The organism is Bradyrhizobium sp. RDI18 (genome assembly GCF_043203335.1).
GTDB classification, from domain to species: Bacteria; Pseudomonadota; Alphaproteobacteria; order Rhizobiales; family Xanthobacteraceae; genus Bradyrhizobium; species Bradyrhizobium retamae.
The window spans coordinates 2,741,349-2,757,957 of record NZ_JBICRN010000008.1; the positions used below are offsets into that span (position 1 = coordinate 2,741,349).

A 16,609-nucleotide genomic window follows, 5' to 3' on the forward strand; every position below is an offset into this window, starting at 1 on the left:
CCGGTGAGGCGCTCTTCTGATTTTAGGTTAGAATGCTCGCTGAACCTCCTCCGAATGAGTGGACACCTGTAGTAGGCTTATTGAGCCCGGAGGTGTCGAATGGAACGTCAACGTCGGTCATTTACCGAAGAGTACAAGCGTCAGGCTGTTGAGCTGGTGGTGTCGAGCCGCCGTTCGGTGACGTCGGTGGCCAAGGGGCTCGGTCTGCACGACTCGGTGCTGCGGCGCTGGGTGGACAAGTTCCGGCAGGAGCCGGCATCGGCGGCGTGGCGCCCCACCACGCAGGCGGCGCCGATGTCGGCGGACCAGGCTTCGGAGATCGCCCGGCTACGCCAGGAGAACGAACGGCTGCGTATGGAGCGCGACATTTTAAAAAGTCGATCGCGATCTTCGCCGGAACCCGGACATGAGCTTCCGCTTCATCGAGGACCACCGCGACGCTTATCCGGTACGATTGATGTGTGCCGTGCTCGAGGTCTCACCGGCCGGCTACTATGCCTGGCGCGAGCGCCCGGCGCGAGCGGACAAAATCCAATGCCACGCTGCTGGCTGCGATCCGGCAGGCCTATCGAGACAGCAGCGAACGCTACGGCAGTCCCCGCGCCCATGCCGTGCTGCGGACGCAGGGCCGTGGCGCCAGCCGCGGCCGGATCGAGCGGATGATGCGCCGGCACGGTATCCACGCCATCTTGGCACCGCCGCGCCGTGTGCGCACCACCGACAGCCGCCACGACCTGCCGATCGCACCGAACCTGATCGCACGCGACTTCACGGCTAAAGCCCCGAACCGGGTCTGCTCGCCGATATCACCTACATCCCGACCGCGGCGGGTTGGCTGTATCTGGTGGCCGTCATGGATCTCTTCAGCCGAAAGATCGTCGGCGGGGCCATGCGGCATCATATGCAAGTCGAACTCGCATCCGCGGCGCTGACGATGGCTATCCGGCAGCAAGGGCCACCAGCGGGATTGATCGCGACGTGCAGTATGCCTCACACGCCTATCGTGACGCTCTCTCGGGTGCCGCTATCGTCGCATTGATGAGCCGCAAGGCCGATTGCTACGACAATGCCCCGATGGAGAGCTTCTTCCATACCCTGAAGACCGAGCTCGTTCATCATCGCAACTATAAGAATCGCGCCGAGGCCCAGCGCGATATCTTCGCCTTCATCGAGGGCTTCTACAACCGCGCATCAGAACACCCATCTGTCTATGTTGTTGAAGAGAAGAGACTTTGCTGATTGGGATGTGATCCCGTGGGGTATCTTGGGTTCTGTCGCGCTCGTTCGGCGATAGATTGAGCGGCAGCTGTTATCAGCAAGGCGCGAGCAAAAATCCACGGGCCGTCCGATAGCGGATGGATGGCTGCGATTTCGCCGGCTTCGGCGGCGAGCCGGAGCGTCTTGGGCGCAATCTTGAGGAGCTTTGCCGCGTTGCTGAGGTTTAGCCAGGGCTCGATCCCGTCCTCGGCGGGCTTGAACACCGGGATGCGATAGTTCGAGCGCATCGAGGTGACACGCTCGCGCGTCCAGCGATTGCCGTTACCGGTCTTGAGGCTGTTGCGGTTGAGCAGGCCGGCGATCAGATCGTCGCTGGCGATCAGCACCAGTTGGCGCACAGCTTCGACGATGTTGGCGGAGGTGCTGTTGCGCTGCCCGCGCCGGCGCTTGGGCAGGCGTATCTCGCTGTGAACGCCGCCGACCCAGTGGACGATGAGGACGATCTCGGAGGCCGCATCGTCGATATCGGCCACGACCTCATGGATGACGGTGCGCGCAATCCGCTTCTTGAGGCGCGCATCCGTCGTCGGCGCATCCCAGACCGTTTTGAGGTTCGAGGCCAGAACGCCAAGCGAAGCTGGATCGGCAATGGGGGCGGGCATCGCCGCATCATGCATGGCGATCTTGCCCTCGACCTCCGCCACGTGGGCGAGCGCCCTGTTCCAGCGCGCTTCAAGCTCGCCCGCCACCAGCCGGTTCGCGGGATCAGCGGCATCGTATTGCCGGAAGGCCCGGTCGACGGCATAGCGCGCCGCTTCGAGGTCGCGACTGAGAGCATCGCGCACCTGATCGCGCCGTTCCCTGGCTTCCTTGGCGGCAGCGGTCGCCGCGGCGATAGCGCCCGGACCGACGACGCCGAGCAGTGCTTCCTCGATGGCATCATCAACGCGCAGTCCGCCGAAGCCGATGCAATGAGGGCCGCCATTGTCCATCCAGGCGCGGCTGCAGCTGTAGCGCGGAATATGGCGCTTCATGCCGGAGTACCGGAGTGTGAGCTTGCGACCGCAGCGCCTGCAGCGGATCAGACCGGCCAGCAGCGCGTCACCATGCTTGGGCGCGCCGTGATACCGACTGGTGGGAACGTTGTTGCTGACCATGGTGCGGATTGCCTCGAACCTCTCCCAGCTCACGTACCCATCGTGGGTGTTGGGCTTCAGCGCCAACCATTCGTTCCGCGCCTTGCGGCGGATCTTCACGCTCACGCCCTCGGCACCGTATCCCGTCGCGACAGCCGTCTTACCATAGGCATAGGCGCCGCCGTAGACCGGGTTCTCAATGATCCGGTGGATGGCGGAGTAGCTTGGTCGCCGCCAGGCCGTGTCGCCATTGGTCTGCTTTACCGGCAGATCGAGATTGTACTCGTGGAGCCAGCAGAGCGCCTGTCGCGCGCTGCCCAGTTCCTCGACCTTGTCGAACACCAGCTTGATCGCTTCCTGGACCCGCCGATCCGGATCTTTCTCATAATGGTCGCCGGACTTCACGAACCCGACCGGCGCCGCCACCACCAACTCGCCCCGGCGCGCCTTCTCGTAGCGGGCCGAGAGCGAGCGCTGGCGCAACAGATCCAGTTCGTACTCGTTGAGGCTGCCCTTGAGCCCGAGCAACAGGCGATCGTTGCCGTGCCTTGGCGCATAGATGGTCTCCTGATCGACCAGAACGGTATCGACCACGCGGCACATCTCGATGAGTTGCTGCCAATCTCGGCTGTTGCGAGCGAAGCGCGAGACCTCGCGGGCGCAAACCGCACCAACCTTACCGAGGCAAACCTCCGCTACCATCCGCTCGAAGCCGGCGCGTTGGACCCCGCCGGCGGCCGAACGACCGAGATCATCATCAATCACGTCGATCTCTGACCACCCGAGCGCCGTCAGCCGGTCCCGCATGGCGTATTGCAACGCGCTGCTCTCGCGATTGTGCAACACCTGATGCGCCGAGGACTGACGCACGTAAAGAATCGCCTTGCGCTCGAGATGATGAGGCCTGATCTTGTCAGAGATCATGGCCGACCTCCTTCGCGCGCGGCGTCGCTGTCGTCGCAGCATGGCCGAGAATCAACTGCGTCATCAGACTGGTCAGCGCCGCCCGCGCTTCCGCCGGCAGTTCCGACCATGCTGGCGCGCCGAGGGCGCCGTTCGACAGGCCGCTCCCGAACAGATCCATCTGCGGCTGCGACCGCGGTTGTCGATTGTGTCGGTATCCGCTCCCTGGCATTGCCGTCTCGCGTGACATGAGTCGCTCCCCGATTCTGGTCGTGAGAGGCTCTGGATGCGCTAGAAAGCAGGGCAGCTGATGGCGCTCGATCCATCAACGCCAGATCGAGAAGCGCAGAAAGCGCTGCAAGTGCGGTTATGCTGACAAATGGCCGAGCTGCCAAAAGCTCCGCCTCAGGGCATGCCGTCCGGTCGAACATCCATGCTGGAACCTCCAGCCAACGATCTGCTTGCGATCCATCCAGCGTGCAGCGGAAGGCGACATCGCCAGCCTTGTCGACGGCCCCATGAACGCAAACTCGGCAACCAAACCAAGGATGATATCGATAAAGAACCTCGCGAAGAACGGTCCTGTGGGCGTTCTCAAACCTCGTTGTACAACCGAACAAGGCTCCATCCGCCATCGGATATATCGCCCCGCTCGAGATGGAGCTAAAAGCCGCTTAAACCGTCCACTTTTTCGGGGGAAGATCAATACCTCCCGAGCGATCCAAGCGAAACGAGGAGAGGACCTCCCTTGTGTCCCATACTCCTTGCCGTTCGGGCAGAATCGAGGCCCTTAGATGGTCCGATACCCTGTGGCAAAATTGAAGTAAGAAGATGGATCTGCTCCTGCCGAACCTGCGACCACGGTCCCTGCCGTAAGCGTTGGTGGCGACGATCACCCACTCAGCACTCACAGATCCCTTTGCCGTACCGATCCTCCAGCGCAAGCCGCTATTGATAGCTGTGAGGACCTCACTCTGAGTGAAAATCTTCGCTACTGCTGCAAGTGTGACGCGTGCAAGACCACGCACATAGGCCAGCGGCTGTATTGTGCCGGCGCGCTTGTCGAGCAGCGCGCCGGTGTAGTTGCCGCCACCGATTTTTCTGCGCGTCTCCTCCGGATTGAGCAGCACGACGGGAGCCCCGCGCTTCTGCTACTGTTCGGCACGCACCTCGATTTCCTGTAGACCCTTGCGCCCGACGGGAATCTCGCCCTCGGGTGCAATTCGAAGAACGACCTGAGCATTAGGGTGGCCCGCAATTGCTCTCCCGCTGTATAGATCTCCCTCAGGGAGGGCAGCAGCACTCTCTCAGCGCCCCAGACCTCCGCAAAATGCTTCAACGCGACGAACGGAAGGAAAAGCCGCTCGATCGCTTCACCCCACACAAATTCCAGCAAGGCGGAGAAGTCCGCACGGGTCTCTTCCTGCACGAGCACGAGCAGGCCACCATCCCTCCAACAACTGAACAATTCCTGCAACGACACATCAAAGTTCAAGGTCGTGAACTGAAGTGTCCGTCTCTTGGGCGCGCCAAGCTCCGGTGAGGCATAGAGCAAATTCATCAGCGAACGGTGGGACTTTTCGACGCCCTTCGGCGTGCCTGTGGATCCCGAGGTGTAGATCACATAAGCGAGATGGCGTGAGGTGAGGCCGAGGGCCCGAGGATCCGAATCCGACGCCGGCAGGTCCGCCCAAGCCGGCGTTGCCGTCTCGAGATCAATCACCGTCACATCGAGGCCCATATCGCCAAGCGCGGCGCGTCCCGCCGCATCGGCCAGCACCAGCTGCGGCGCCGCATCGTCGAGCACCTGCCGCAGCCGCGCGGATGGATAAGCCGGATCGAGCGGCAGATACGCGCCCCCTGCCTTGAGGATCGCAAGCAGCCCCACCATCATCGCGACGCTGCGCTGAAGGCAGATCGCGACCAGCTGATCCGGCTTCACCCCGAGCACGACCAGATGATGTGCGAGCCGGTTCGCGTGCGCATTGAGATCGCCATAGCTTAAGTGCTCGCCCGCATAGGTCACCGCCATCGCATCCGGCGTCTGGCGCACCTGCGCCTCAAACAGCTCATGGATGCATCGCTCCGACGGATAAGGTGCCGCCGTCCGGTTCAGCTCCTCCAAGAGGTATGCTCGCTCCTCGGGCGAGAGCAGCTCAAGCCGTGCGACCGGCTGCCGCGCATCGCCTATCACAGCACACAACAAGTTTTGCAAATGCTGCGTCATACGGTCGATTTGCTTGAGCGCCAAGCGACTGGCATCAAAGTGCCACCGAAAGCTCCCATCGAGAGCGCAAACCTCAAACGTCAGCAAATCACCGAATAGGGCCCTCAGAACTCGGGCTCGAAGCTAGATCACCAGCGGCAGAACAGCTATTAGCGGTCACCGTGACGCCAATCGGCCAAGGCCGGCGCGATTGTAGCGCCTCCTTGCCCCGCAACGTCGGAGAGCGCGCGATAAGATCCCGCGGAAAACTATCGTGCTCTCTCAGATCCGCGCATTCGGCCGCGACCGCCCTGCGTACCCCCCGCAAAATCTCGACCGAGATCGATGGTCATTTGCATCGGCACGACAGAGGCGACAAGCACCCTCCACCGCCCTCATCCCGGCTCGCGATCCATTCGTTGCGGGAGTCCACCCCGGTTGAAGCTCTGATTCTCCCGTGATGCGAGGGAGATAGATCAGTCAGCAAGTACTCAGTACGATCAAATGGCGACAACTCGGCCAAGGCACTTGGAATGAGCCAGGAACTCGACTGCCATCTCGGGGGAGCCGCAGTTTCCGAAGACGACAGAAACGGAATCTGCAATTCCTTAAACTGCTCAAGCCGCTGCCGCCAAAAGTTCTCCCGAGGCGCCAACATTCCATGGGCAACAGTTATGCTCTACGCCTCCTCATCGCTCAAAATCGGGAGGCGATCGCCTACATTCAGAGCGGACTGCCTCGCGAGTGTCCGTGCATTCAGAGTCAGACCGTCTGAGCTGCCAAACCAAACATCAACATCCTCTGTCCCTGTCGCCACACGCCAGTTGCTGCGGTGGATTTCAACCAGGGACCCTGCCGGAAGGCCGCAGCGTCCAGCAGATACTTTCAAGCGCCTGACTGCGACAACATCATCCCCTAGGTGCACCTTCGGCAGACACAACGGATTGGAATGATACGGTCCATAGTTTAAGGCGCGTGTGATCGTTGAGAGATCTTGCGCGGAGCGATTCCATCGCAGACAGCCCGCAGCATCTGGGCGTCGACGCCTCGGAGAAACGCTTCCGTCCACTGGCGCCTGCGAACCAGCATGGAGCTCTCCATTCGTTAAGCCAGCTAGAAGCTCGCGGAAGCCTTCGACAGCGGCTTCATGACATTTGAGGTTCAGGGTCAACGCCGTATCGGTTGGCGCAATAGAAACTTGGCGCTCAACCACCAACTCACCCCTATTAACACCATCATTGATACGATACCACCCGATGGCAGAGTCGGTCTCTTGTGCCAGCCGCGCCCAAGACATCGAATGAGCTCCCGCATATCGTGGCAACGGGCCGTCTTGGTAATTGAAAGCGCCTTGACGGACTCGGGCAAACACATCCGGTGGCAGTATGAATGGATTTCCTACGGAAAATATCCAGTCTACCGGGTCGGCATTCATCAACACGGAGAGCTCTTCAACACTGTCTACACACAAGATATTGGCGCGAGAAGCCCAGTCCCGGAATATGGCGTCGGCACACAGCGCCGCGCAGACGACATGACCCATCTTACTTACTAGCTGAGCACACCTGATAGCTAGCGTACCACTGCCAACAAAGATGCTGGAGCGAATTGATGCGACTGCAGGTGGTTGCCCATCCCAATCGCCCGGTTTGCAAGCGTCTGCGAGCACCGAAGCAGACCAATGCGCCATATTCAGCTACTCCATGCTGTAGGTTGGGGAGTTCTCGCCGTATGCGCCGCACCACATCGCGACTTAACCCGGTCACACTGATTTGCATTCGCTCGGGAGTAACCGGGTTGAATGCTAATCAAAGTCAGCCAGTGTTGAGAGGTATCCAGCGCGATCAACGACAGCGGAACCCGTGATGGAAGCGGCAAAGCTTCACTTGATGAAGCCGCACTCAACAGTGCAGCCTCCATGGCGTGGATTTGGATCAGTCGAGCAAGCTTCATTTGTATCCGTAGGCGGGCAGCTGCGGGACCGCCATGATCGCAACAGATCCTTCACCCTCTCCCAGCAATCAGCGTGCCACCCAAAACGTTGAGCAGGCCCCGCTTGCAAAGGAACAAATCCATGCACTTCGCTCCGAAGCGGAGAATACTTAAGCGTTAGTGTCGAGTCGCGGACATAACGTCCTCAACTGGACATGGCTGAACACGACAATACAGGCCGTCAAATGACGAAGGTGACCTCTTGAGGCAAACTTGCACGTCCGCTTAAGGATGATGACCAAAGGACGACGAGGTCCCCTGGCTTTAACTTGACGACAATCTTGTCTTGCAAAATTTCTCGTAGTCAGCGCCTGAACAACAGATCCGCCGCTCAAAGTCCTTATCCAATTGGCGCAATTCAAGGCGCCAGACGGGATCTTGAGCAATTCGCTGTCCCGAAACGGCCGCACAAAAACCGAAAGCAGCTTTGGCACGGCCAATATTATCCCACAGGACATTCACATCGCGCTTGAGGATGAGCGAATAGTTCTTTTCGCTTTGGTCATAACACTCGCCCGGCAAAAACGGCCCGGGATCTCCGATTGTCCTTCCGACAACGCCCTATTCCCGCTTTAGAGACGCTCTCCGTCAAGACAGTCCTACACCACCGCGGTGAATATCGATGCGATGCCGGAGGGCAGACCGGCGCGATGCCAATCAGCTGCAGCGAAGGTAAATAGCGCTAAGGCTGCGGGGATGCGGCCAGCCGTGCTTTAGTCTGCCCCGCCGCCGAGATCTGACCGAACTCGATGGCTTGCCGCTCGAACAGCCCGCGATAGACGCCGCCCGGCCGCGCGATGAGCGCGGCGTGGGTGCCCTGCTCGACGATCTGGCCGCGGTCGAACACCAGAATGCGATCGAGGCTGCGCACGGTTGACAACCGGTGTGCGATCACGATTGAGGTGCGTCCCTTCATCAGCCGCTCCATCGCCTCTTGGATCAGCGCCTCCGATTCCGAATCGAGGCTGGAGGTCGCCTCGTCCAGGATCAGGACCGGTGCGTCCGCGAGGAACGCGCGCGCCAGCGCGACGCGCTGCCGCTCGCCGCCCGACAGCTTGACGCCGCGCTCGCCCACCAGCGTGCCGTAGCCCTTCGGCAGGTGCACGATGAAGTCGTGCGCATTGGCGAGCCATGCCGCCTGCTCGATCGCCGCCATGCTGGCGCCGGGCCGGCCGTAGGCGATATTCTCCGCCAGCGAGCGGTGAAACAGGATTGGCTCCTGTTGCACGATCGCGATTTGGCTGCGCAGCGATTGCTGCGTCGCTTTCGCGATATCCTGGCCGTCGATCAGGATACGGCCGCCGGAGACGTCGTAGAGCCGCTGCACCAGCTTGACGAACGTGGTCTTCCCGGAGCCGGAACGGCCGACCAGACCGATGCGCTCGCCGGCGCGGATGTCGATCGACAATCCGTCATAGAGCGGCGCGCGATGGCCAAAAAGGAAGGTCACGTCCTCGAACGTGATCCTTCCGCCCTGAATATCGATCGGCTTGGCGTCGGGGGCATCGACAATGCCCATCGGCTCGCCATGGATGGTGACAAGTTCCTCCATGTCGTTCACCGAATGCTGCAAATTGTTGATGTGCATACCGATGTCGCGCAAATAGGCGTGGATGACGTAGTAGCTGGTCAGCACATAGGTGACGTCGCCCGGCGAGGCGCGCCCGGCGATCCACAGCAGAATGGCGCCGCCGATCACCGATGCGCGAATGCACAAGAGCATTACGAGCTGCACTGTGCTGGTGGCGTTGTAGCGCAGCCAGGTGCGCCGTCCCCGCGCCCGCCAACGCCTGACGACACTGCCAAGCCGCGCGTCCTCGCGCGCCTCCGCGCCGAACGATTTCACGACCGCATTGCAGGTGAGCGAGTCCGCCAGCGTGCCACCGACCTTGGTGTCCCAGGCGTTGGAGACGCGCGCCGCCGGCGCGATGTAGCCGATCGTGAATGCCATCGTCATCGCGACATAGATCACCGCGCCGAGGCCGATCACGCCGCCGAGCACGGGCCAATGCAGACCGAGCAGGATCATCGAGCCTAGGAGCACGGCCAGCGACGGCAACAATGCCATCAGGATCGAGTTGTTGAGCAGGTCGAGCGCCGACATGCCGCGCGTGATCTTGCGCACGGTCGAGCCGGCGAAAGAGTTGGCGTGCCAGTCAGTCGAGAACCGCTGCACCCGCATGAAGGCCTCGCGCGCCACATCCGACTTCGTCTTCAACGTGAACGGCACGATCGCCTGCAAGCCTGTAAACCGCAATATGGTCGAGAGCAGGCCAAGCACGAGGATGCCGCCGAACGCGACGAACACCGCATGTCGCGCCGCCTGGTCGGACGGACCTGATGTCAGCGCGTCCGCCAAATGGCCGGAGTAGACCGGCATGAACAGGTCGGCCACCGTTGCACCTAAGAAGCCGACGAGGACGATCGCGACGCGGACGGGCTGCTTCAGCCAGTGACGGAACACGAACGGGATCACCACGCCGATCGCGGCGGGTCGTTTGTCGTCTTGGACGGTCATGGCGTCAGCGGTTTCTGCCACACGCGACATAAGACCCTTTCGATCCAGACGCGATGTGCCCGATGCTTGGCGCTGGCGTCGGAGGCGACGCAATAATGCCCGGAGGTTGGAGGCTGCGATCGAAATCTTCTGACCATTTCACCCCCTCTTTGCTTGAGCGTAGCTGATGCGGTTCAAGCTTTGAGGGTTCCAGACCATGAGAGCATCGATCTGAGAAATCGGCCAGCCTTGCGCCGTCCGTTCGATAGTTTGTTTGAGCCAGGCATGCGGATCGACGCCATTCATCTTCGCCCGTCTGCAGAAGCATGGCGATGGCCGCCTAAGTCCGGGCGCCGCCATGGCCGTGCGCAAAGAGTGCATTTTTATGACGAAGGAGTCGTTCAGCATTTCGTGCAGACCTTAAGACCGTAAGAGTGTTTGCATCATGGGATGATGGCGTGACTTCACCTGAAGATCAGGTCCGCCTAGATCCGGCCGGAGGTCATCGCAATTTGAACCTCCAACCTGCCGCAAAAGATCCAGCGCTGTACTCGATGGTCTTTAGTTGCCACTGGCCCGCCGCAGAAATCGACGAATTGGCTCATGAGCAATTCCGACTATTACCCTTTTTCACGTTTTCTCTTCCGGCCCCTGCGCTTTGACTCTTTCGGAGACCTGTCTTGCGGAGTCGCACTAAGAGCTCCGTAGCAAGCCTTCTCACGCTTGTAGTCGGCTAGGGCTTGGAGCAAAGGCGGCACGAAGTACTGCTTCAGTTCATCCTGCATAGGCTCCGGATGGTCCAGCGATTTCAGTGCCAGCTCGACCAACTCGATCGCGCGTTCCTTGTTGCCGCTTTCGTAATAATACTGAGCGACCGCCCCATAGGAGAGGAACTTACGGGCGTCGCCTTGCGGCGGAAATAGTTCCAGAATGCGTTCGGACAACTCCCTGCCCATGGCAAAGCGCTCGGCACGCGGGAGATGGGAGTTGTCCATCGCCGGATCGAAGAGTTGGCGCATCGCCCCGGCCATCCACGGCTCGGATTTTTTGTCGATCGCGTCGCGGACCAATTGGCGCATGACCGGCAAGCCATTCCGCATGTCGCGCATCCTGTGAAGCAACAGGCCCGCATGAAGCACGCGGAAGTTGATCTCGTCTGGCATCACCGCGACGGCCTCCTCGACCGCCGAAAGCGCCGTCGCCCAATCCTCGGCCTCCATCGCTGGCCGAAGTTTGGCGTAGATCGGCTTAGTCAACGCTTGCTTACGTGTCATTTCGCGCATTGTGCGTTCGCCTTCGACGACCCGTTCTGTATCGGCGGCTCTAGCTTCATCGCTGGTGCGCCAGCCGCCGTTAAGAATTTTCGGCAGAACGTCATCGAGTTGCGTCGGAAAACCGATGAAGGCGATGCGGCCATCACGGTCGACGACGAACGAGGTGGGAATCCCAACAGAAAAGCTGGGATCCATCCAAAGCTTGTTCATATTCCCTGTGTAGTCGAATCCGATCCGGTAGTTGAGATTCGAGAACTTTTCGGTCAACCATGCGTCCAAGTTGGCTCTGGCCTCGTCCGCCGTTGTAGCTCGTTCACAAGCTGCGACTCCGAGGACCTCAACCCCGCTGTCTTTGTATCTCTCTTGCAGCTGCACCAGATGGGGCATCGCCGCCACACACGGTTTGCACCAAGTTGCCCAAAATTCGACGATGTACACTTTTCCAGGCTGGAAGCTCGTGAGGGGCTGGCCACGCAGCCAGTTCTCCACCTTGATCGGAGGAGCTGGGGACTCCATGCGCAGCACCATGTTGTTCTCCATAACGATTGCCAAACGTTGCGCGACTTTCTGCGCCAGCTTATCTCTCTCAGAACGGGGCACACGGGTTCAAGGGAAGGAGCATCGCTCGTTTTGCGCTCTGGATGCACTCAGCCCTAACTCAGTGTTGCTGGATCTCAAGAGCAACAGCCGTGCCATCTTCGTCAGCGCGCATTAAGCGTCTGACTACGCTTCGAAAACACTCCAGGGCGCCCAAGCCGACCGGTGTTCTAAACCTGACGGGCTTTATGCCTCTGTCAGGTGTTGGACACGAATTGCGCCCTTCGCGCTGCCAGAAAAGCCGGTTTGGTGTTGTGAGTCACCGAACGAAAACTTGCTAACCCCTTTCCCTGCCCGACAGGATTAGAGGCGAGCGATGCTGTAGATCGGGAGTCGAAAAGCCAAGGCCGTGGACCGGCGACGCGTGTTCGTGTCTATGATGACGGAATCATTCGCGGGCACTGCAGCGGGTGCTGCTTATCGGTGCGCCTTAAAACTGCCAGTGCTCGCCATCGCAAAGCGGTTCCTGCACCACAAACTGGTACTCCGATCAGTTTTGCTGTCCAGTCGCGGGTACGGGGGTGCCGGACACCCTATCCCGTTCTAAAATCATTGCCTCCGTATCGAAAATATATCCCCGCTCGCCTCGATGCGAGCTAAGGTTTATGAGGGCGTTCATCTCACAAGTTTCTGACCAGGAGGCCCGGCTGGCCCCCACCCCGCTGGCCCCATGAACACTGTCGTCCTAGCGCAGGCCCTGCGGATCGCCATACCGCCGATCGTCGCCTTCATAGTGCAGATCGTCGAGAACGTGTCGATTGCTCCGCCTATAGTTCCAGAATAAACGTCTCGATTGATCTTGCGCGCTAGATTGTCCTAGCCAGGCCAGTTTCCCCTCTGTCAATCAAAGTCAGGCAACGGCAACCGTCAGCGGCTTCTCGCCGACGGCACTTCGCGGCGAGCGCCGAGGTAGAGCGCCTTGATTTCGTCGTGGTCGCGCAATTCGGTCGAAGCGCTGGATAGCCCGGCCACAAGAACGACCGCTCGGAGCGTAGCGCGACCGTTCAACCACCTTCAGCTACCAGGATCGAGAGGCCTGTTGAGCAGATTCCGGACGATTCTTTCCTCAAAAACGCCTATTATCGCGTTACCGACAAACCAAGTGCCTCGTCAGGGCTTTGAGCCGTGAGTTCGGTGTTCTTTATTGCCCTCCGTGGGGCAGTGTTGGCTTAACGGGGTCGATCATGACCCCAACCAGCTCCATGAGTCGTCCGGAATTCGGTTTTCAAGGATCGTCAGACTTCTCTACGGATCGGCCGCGGACATCGCTTTCTTCATCACAATTCTATGTGCTGTCGGTTTCGCGAGCGGCCTAGTCGTGCCGAAGACGATCGACACGGGCCGGCAGACATGCATCGAATCGCTTGCCGTAGAGGGGTCGGACGGTTCCGTTTGCCATGCACCACAGCGTCATGACGCGCAAGCGCTTCGAAGACTCCTGGACACAATTAGTGCCGAAGCGCACTGAGCGAAGTACTTATCGCTGCGAGCCTCACGCTGCTGGTAGTGGCATTCGGCAGGCCGAGGAAGCTATGGCGCGGTGACGGCTGCGACAGTCTCATTCGTCGGATGGATATTCGGGTTCACAAGCACGTTTCTGATCGATCACTTCGAATTGTTCGGATAACATCAAGTAGCACCAGATCTCGCGAGCCGCGCAAGCCAGCGCCGCAATTCGCACCCCGCTGCACTACAGATTTGCGCGGATTTTATCATCGCGTCTGAGCCACGCCCATTACGACGATCGGGAATCTGTTATTTGCAGCCGTGATGACCGCTTGCATCTTTGTCGGCATCTTCTCAATCATCAAACAGTCTTGTGCGACCAACGCGGTTGCTGGCGTTGGTTACCAGTATGTCGAGCGCGGGATAGAGCCTCTCGCGAAAGGCTGCGCCGCCGAGAGAACCGCCATTCCACCAAACGGTGATGTGCGCCTGCCTGGTCTCCTTGAGATCTGCCACCGCATTAACCAGCCGGTTCGCTGCATGGCGTCCATTCGCACATATGGAAGAACGAGGGGCTTATCGACCTGGCAATCAAGGCCAGGTCCGAGAGCTGCGCGAAGGTAGCCTAGATGGGCCTTTCGGTCGAGACGAGTCCGGGATGTTCAGATCACTGATCACGAGCATGGGAAGGGTGTTGGAGGGGCGAAAGCGAAGGCCTGATCCAACTCGTGGAGCTCAAGTTCGAGGGGCTTCCGGCTCCGAGTAGGCAGCGTCAAAGGCGTTCTTTTCCGAAATGATGCCGCTCGAAAACTAGCTTTATCCTGGGGGATGTGTTGAGCGATCTCACGAGGGTCTGCAGGCACTTGGGCGCGGTGAGTGGAAAAGCAGTCAAGCCGCGTTTCAAGCGGCAGGACCAAACGAGAAGGTGTACGCGCCCGGTGACGCTTTCAATTACCCATAACCGTTGACCACTCGGGCTGATCCGCTGATCGGCGAAATCTTGAATCGAAAGAATCACTTGTGATTCCTTTCTGAGCACCTGATTCGCGAGGGGGTGCTCTATGGGGCTGACATTAAGGGATCGATCGGCAAAAGGCTGTTCGCGGTCCTTGGAAGGTGAATGTTGGATTGATCGAGAGAGTAGTGGATGCGACTTTAGGGACGCGCGGCTCGGCGGCAGATTCCGCAAACTGCTCACGCAGATTGGAAGCGCCATGGGACAAAGCATTCCGCTCGTCTGCCAGGATTGGGCAAATACCAAGGCAGCCTATCGCTTCTTCTCCAATGAGCGGGTCAGCGAAGCGGACATTCTGGCCGGCCACTTCCAATCGACACGTGATCGTGCCGCCGCCGCTGAAGGTCTCGTTCTTGTGCTGCACGACACAACCGAGTTCAGCTATCAACGCGAGAAGTCAGAAGCGATCGGCATCACCAAGAGCATAAACAGTGGACGGGATAAGGCGGGCCGCCTCAGATCGCACACGATTTGCGGCATCCTGATGCATTCGAGCCTCGCGGTTACAATCGAGGGGGTGCCGCTGGGGTTGGCGGCCGTTAAGTTCTGGACCCGAAAGAAATTCAAGGGGACGGCAGCGCTTAAAAAGAAGATCAATCCGACCCGGATTCCCATCGAGAAAAAGGAAAGCGTCCGGTGGCTGGAAATCTCAAGCAGTCTACGCAGCTCTTGGACCATCCGGGACGATGCATCCATATCGGTGATCGCGAGAGTGACATCTACGAGCTCTTCTGCGCAGCACAGGAGATCGGAACTCATTTCCTGATCAGGACCTGCGTCGACCGCTTGGCTGGAGATGGGGATCACACGATCGCCGACGAAATGGACGAAGTCGCCGTCAAAGGGCTGCATCGCATCGAAGTCAGAGATAGCAACGGCGATCCCGACCAGGCCGTTCTTGAGATCAGGTATCGCAAGATTCGCGTCCTGCCGCCGATCGGAAAGCAGAAGCGCTATCCCGCTCTGACCCTGACGGTGATCCATGCCGAAGAGCGCGGGACCCCGAAGAACAGAAAGAAGATCGATTGGAAGCTGATCACCGACCTGCCTGTTGGTTCCCGCACCGACGCTATTGAGAAGCTCGAATGGTATGCTTTGAGATGGAAGATCGAGGTGTTCCACAAGATCCTCAAATCGGGCTGCAAAGCTGAGGAGTCGAAGCTCAGGACCGCCCAGCGTCTGACCAATCTGATCGCGCTCTTTTGTATCCTGAGTTGGCGGGTCTTCTGGATGACGATGCTCAACCGTTCCGCCCCAGACGCGCCGCCAACCCTCGCGTTGACTGCGACTGAAATCGGCGTGCTCGATCGCCTCGTCAACGACAAACCGAAAGGAAGACAGAAAACGCTCTCGCACTATCTGATCAAGATCGCCCGGCTCGGCGGTTATCTCGCCCGCGCCAGCGATCCGCCGCCCGGCAATACCGTTATGTGGCGCGGGCTGTCACGCCTCACTGACATCGCGCTGGGCGCCATGGTCGGAGGAGAATTTGTGGGTAATTGAAAGCCGGTGACGGCCCCCCTGGTTAGGTCATCTTGAGCGGATGGCTGACCACACTTATGGCTTGTCTGAGCTAACCTTGCGTAAATCGCTGCCTTCATTGTCGCTACTCGTCCGTTGTGCGGTGTTGCCGCTCATAATCCGCGATCGCCGCAGCGCGAGCACGCGCACGAACAGAATCGCAGCAATGCGCCGCTGTGCCTGCTTTCGGCTTGCTCACTTCGTGCGTGAGACTTCGGCGCTTGATCGGCTCGATCAAGTTCAGCGCGTACGACAGCTCGGCCTGCGTCATCCCTGCCGGTGGACCTGACACATTGAGGGCATCCCAAGACACGAGGCCGCAAACGCGACCATCGGGTTGAGACTGGGAGCCTCCAGGACATTGAGCTCTGTTGTTGAGACAGGGGGCTGGGTTTGCGATCGAGGCGCACGCGGAGAATACGGCTCTGGACAATTGCGCGGGAGACCGGCTTATCGTCATCTCCTTCGCGGTGATCCGGGATCGGACGTGTCAGCTTATGCCGAGTTCCCTGACGAGATGAACAACGCGATAAAGACGCAGGATTTTCCAGCCTATGACGCATTGTCGGCCGAGCGGCTAAGCTTGGCCAGCACCTTAGTCGTTGTGATCGTAGCTAGCGTCGCTTTCGGCTGGCATTAGCGGCATGCGGCTCAGGGCAATTCTTTTTTCATTAGTATTTCTCCCGGCGTGCTTATCTATCGACGGATGTGCACGCCTGGTGGCGTCTCATTGCTAACGCCCCCGTAATCATCTCTGCTCAATGCGGCGACGGCCAGGAGGGCAAGCACGACGATGGCAATGAT

General features: G+C 59.6%; 12 protein-coding genes and 1 pseudogene. 3 read left to right on the top strand and 10 right to left on the bottom strand.

What is annotated here, in order from left to right; translation table 11 throughout:
- Nucleotides 1-99 precede the first annotated feature (99 nt).
- Nucleotides 100-1,239: pseudogene (locus tag ACFXS9_RS22330) on the top strand (IS3 family transposase).
- Here ACFXS9_RS22330 and ACFXS9_RS22335 read toward each other — a convergent pair.
- The 9 genes from ACFXS9_RS22335 to ACFXS9_RS22375 all read right to left on the bottom strand — a co-directional run bounded on the left by ACFXS9_RS22335 (nt 1,209) and on the right by ACFXS9_RS22375 (nt 13,785).
- Nucleotides 1,209-3,278 carry a recombinase family protein gene (locus ACFXS9_RS22335; RefSeq protein ID WP_392691340.1) on the bottom strand — a complete coding sequence of 690 codons (2,070 nt, stop codon included), beginning with the start codon at nt 3,276-3,278 and terminating at the stop codon, nt 1,209-1,211. The pseudogene ACFXS9_RS22330 and the gene ACFXS9_RS22335 overlap by 31 nt on opposite strands.
- Nucleotides 3,268-3,438, bottom strand: coding sequence for a hypothetical protein (locus ACFXS9_RS22340; RefSeq protein WP_392689527.1), 171 nt, complete (start codon nt 3,436-3,438; stop codon nt 3,268-3,270). Before ACFXS9_RS22340 ends, ACFXS9_RS22335 begins: the two co-directional genes overlap by 11 nt.
- A 493-nt stretch (nt 3,439-3,931) precedes the next feature.
- Complete coding sequence (locus tag ACFXS9_RS22345) at nt 3,932-4,354, bottom strand: FAD-dependent oxidoreductase (protein ID WP_392699948.1); 423 nt, start codon at nt 4,352-4,354, stop codon at nt 3,932-3,934.
- Nucleotides 4,249-5,484, bottom strand: coding sequence for an AMP-binding protein (locus tag ACFXS9_RS22350; protein WP_392692096.1), 1,236 nt, complete (start codon nt 5,482-5,484; stop codon nt 4,249-4,251). The genes ACFXS9_RS22345 and ACFXS9_RS22350 overlap by 106 nt, the downstream gene beginning before the upstream one ends.
- A gap of 658 nt (nt 5,485-6,142) precedes the next feature.
- A complete protein-coding gene (locus tag ACFXS9_RS22355; protein ID WP_392692099.1) occupies nt 6,143-7,153 on the bottom strand; it encodes a formyltransferase family protein in 1,011 nt (336 codons plus the stop codon).
- A 984-nt stretch (nt 7,154-8,137) separates the two neighbouring features.
- The gene (locus ACFXS9_RS22360; RefSeq protein ID WP_392692101.1) at nt 8,138-9,973 is read right to left on the bottom strand and encodes an ABC transporter ATP-binding protein; all 1,836 of its coding nucleotides are present in this window, start codon (nt 9,971-9,973) and stop codon (nt 8,138-8,140) included.
- A gap of 138 nt (nt 9,974-10,111) precedes the next feature.
- On the bottom strand, nt 10,112-10,258 hold the full coding sequence (locus tag ACFXS9_RS22365; protein WP_392692103.1) for a transposase domain-containing protein: 147 nt from the start codon (nt 10,256-10,258) through the stop codon (nt 10,112-10,114).
- Between the two features lie 314 nt (nt 10,259-10,572).
- Nucleotides 10,573-11,754: a TlpA disulfide reductase family protein gene (locus ACFXS9_RS22370; RefSeq protein ID WP_392692105.1), complete on the bottom strand. Its 1,182-nt coding sequence runs from the start codon at nt 11,752-11,754 to the stop codon at nt 10,573-10,575.
- A gap of 1,869 nt (nt 11,755-13,623) precedes the next feature.
- Entirely contained in the window at nt 13,624-13,785 is a 162-nt protein-coding gene (locus tag ACFXS9_RS22375; RefSeq protein ID WP_392692108.1) for a hypothetical protein, read from the bottom strand.
- Between the two features lie 545 nt (nt 13,786-14,330).
- On the opposite strand from ACFXS9_RS22375, the gene ACFXS9_RS22380 reads away from it, so the two are divergent.
- Together ACFXS9_RS22380 and ACFXS9_RS22385 are read left to right on the top strand one after the other, a co-directional pair.
- On the top strand, nt 14,331-15,050 hold the full coding sequence (locus ACFXS9_RS22380) for a transposase DNA-binding-containing protein (protein WP_392692110.1): 720 nt from the start codon (nt 14,331-14,333) through the stop codon (nt 15,048-15,050).
- The gene (locus ACFXS9_RS22385) at nt 14,954-15,787 is read left to right on the top strand and encodes an IS4 family transposase (protein WP_392692113.1); all 834 of its coding nucleotides are present in this window, start codon (nt 14,954-14,956) and stop codon (nt 15,785-15,787) included. Before ACFXS9_RS22380 ends, ACFXS9_RS22385 begins: the two co-directional genes overlap by 97 nt.
- 103 nt (nt 15,788-15,890) lie before the next feature.
- Here ACFXS9_RS22385 and ACFXS9_RS22390 read toward each other — a convergent pair whose 3' ends face one another.
- Nucleotides 15,891-16,076 carry a hypothetical protein gene (locus tag ACFXS9_RS22390; RefSeq protein ID WP_392692116.1) on the bottom strand — a complete coding sequence of 62 codons (186 nt, stop codon included), beginning with the start codon at nt 16,074-16,076 and terminating at the stop codon, nt 15,891-15,893.
- Between the last annotated feature and the right edge of the window lie 533 nt (nt 16,077-16,609).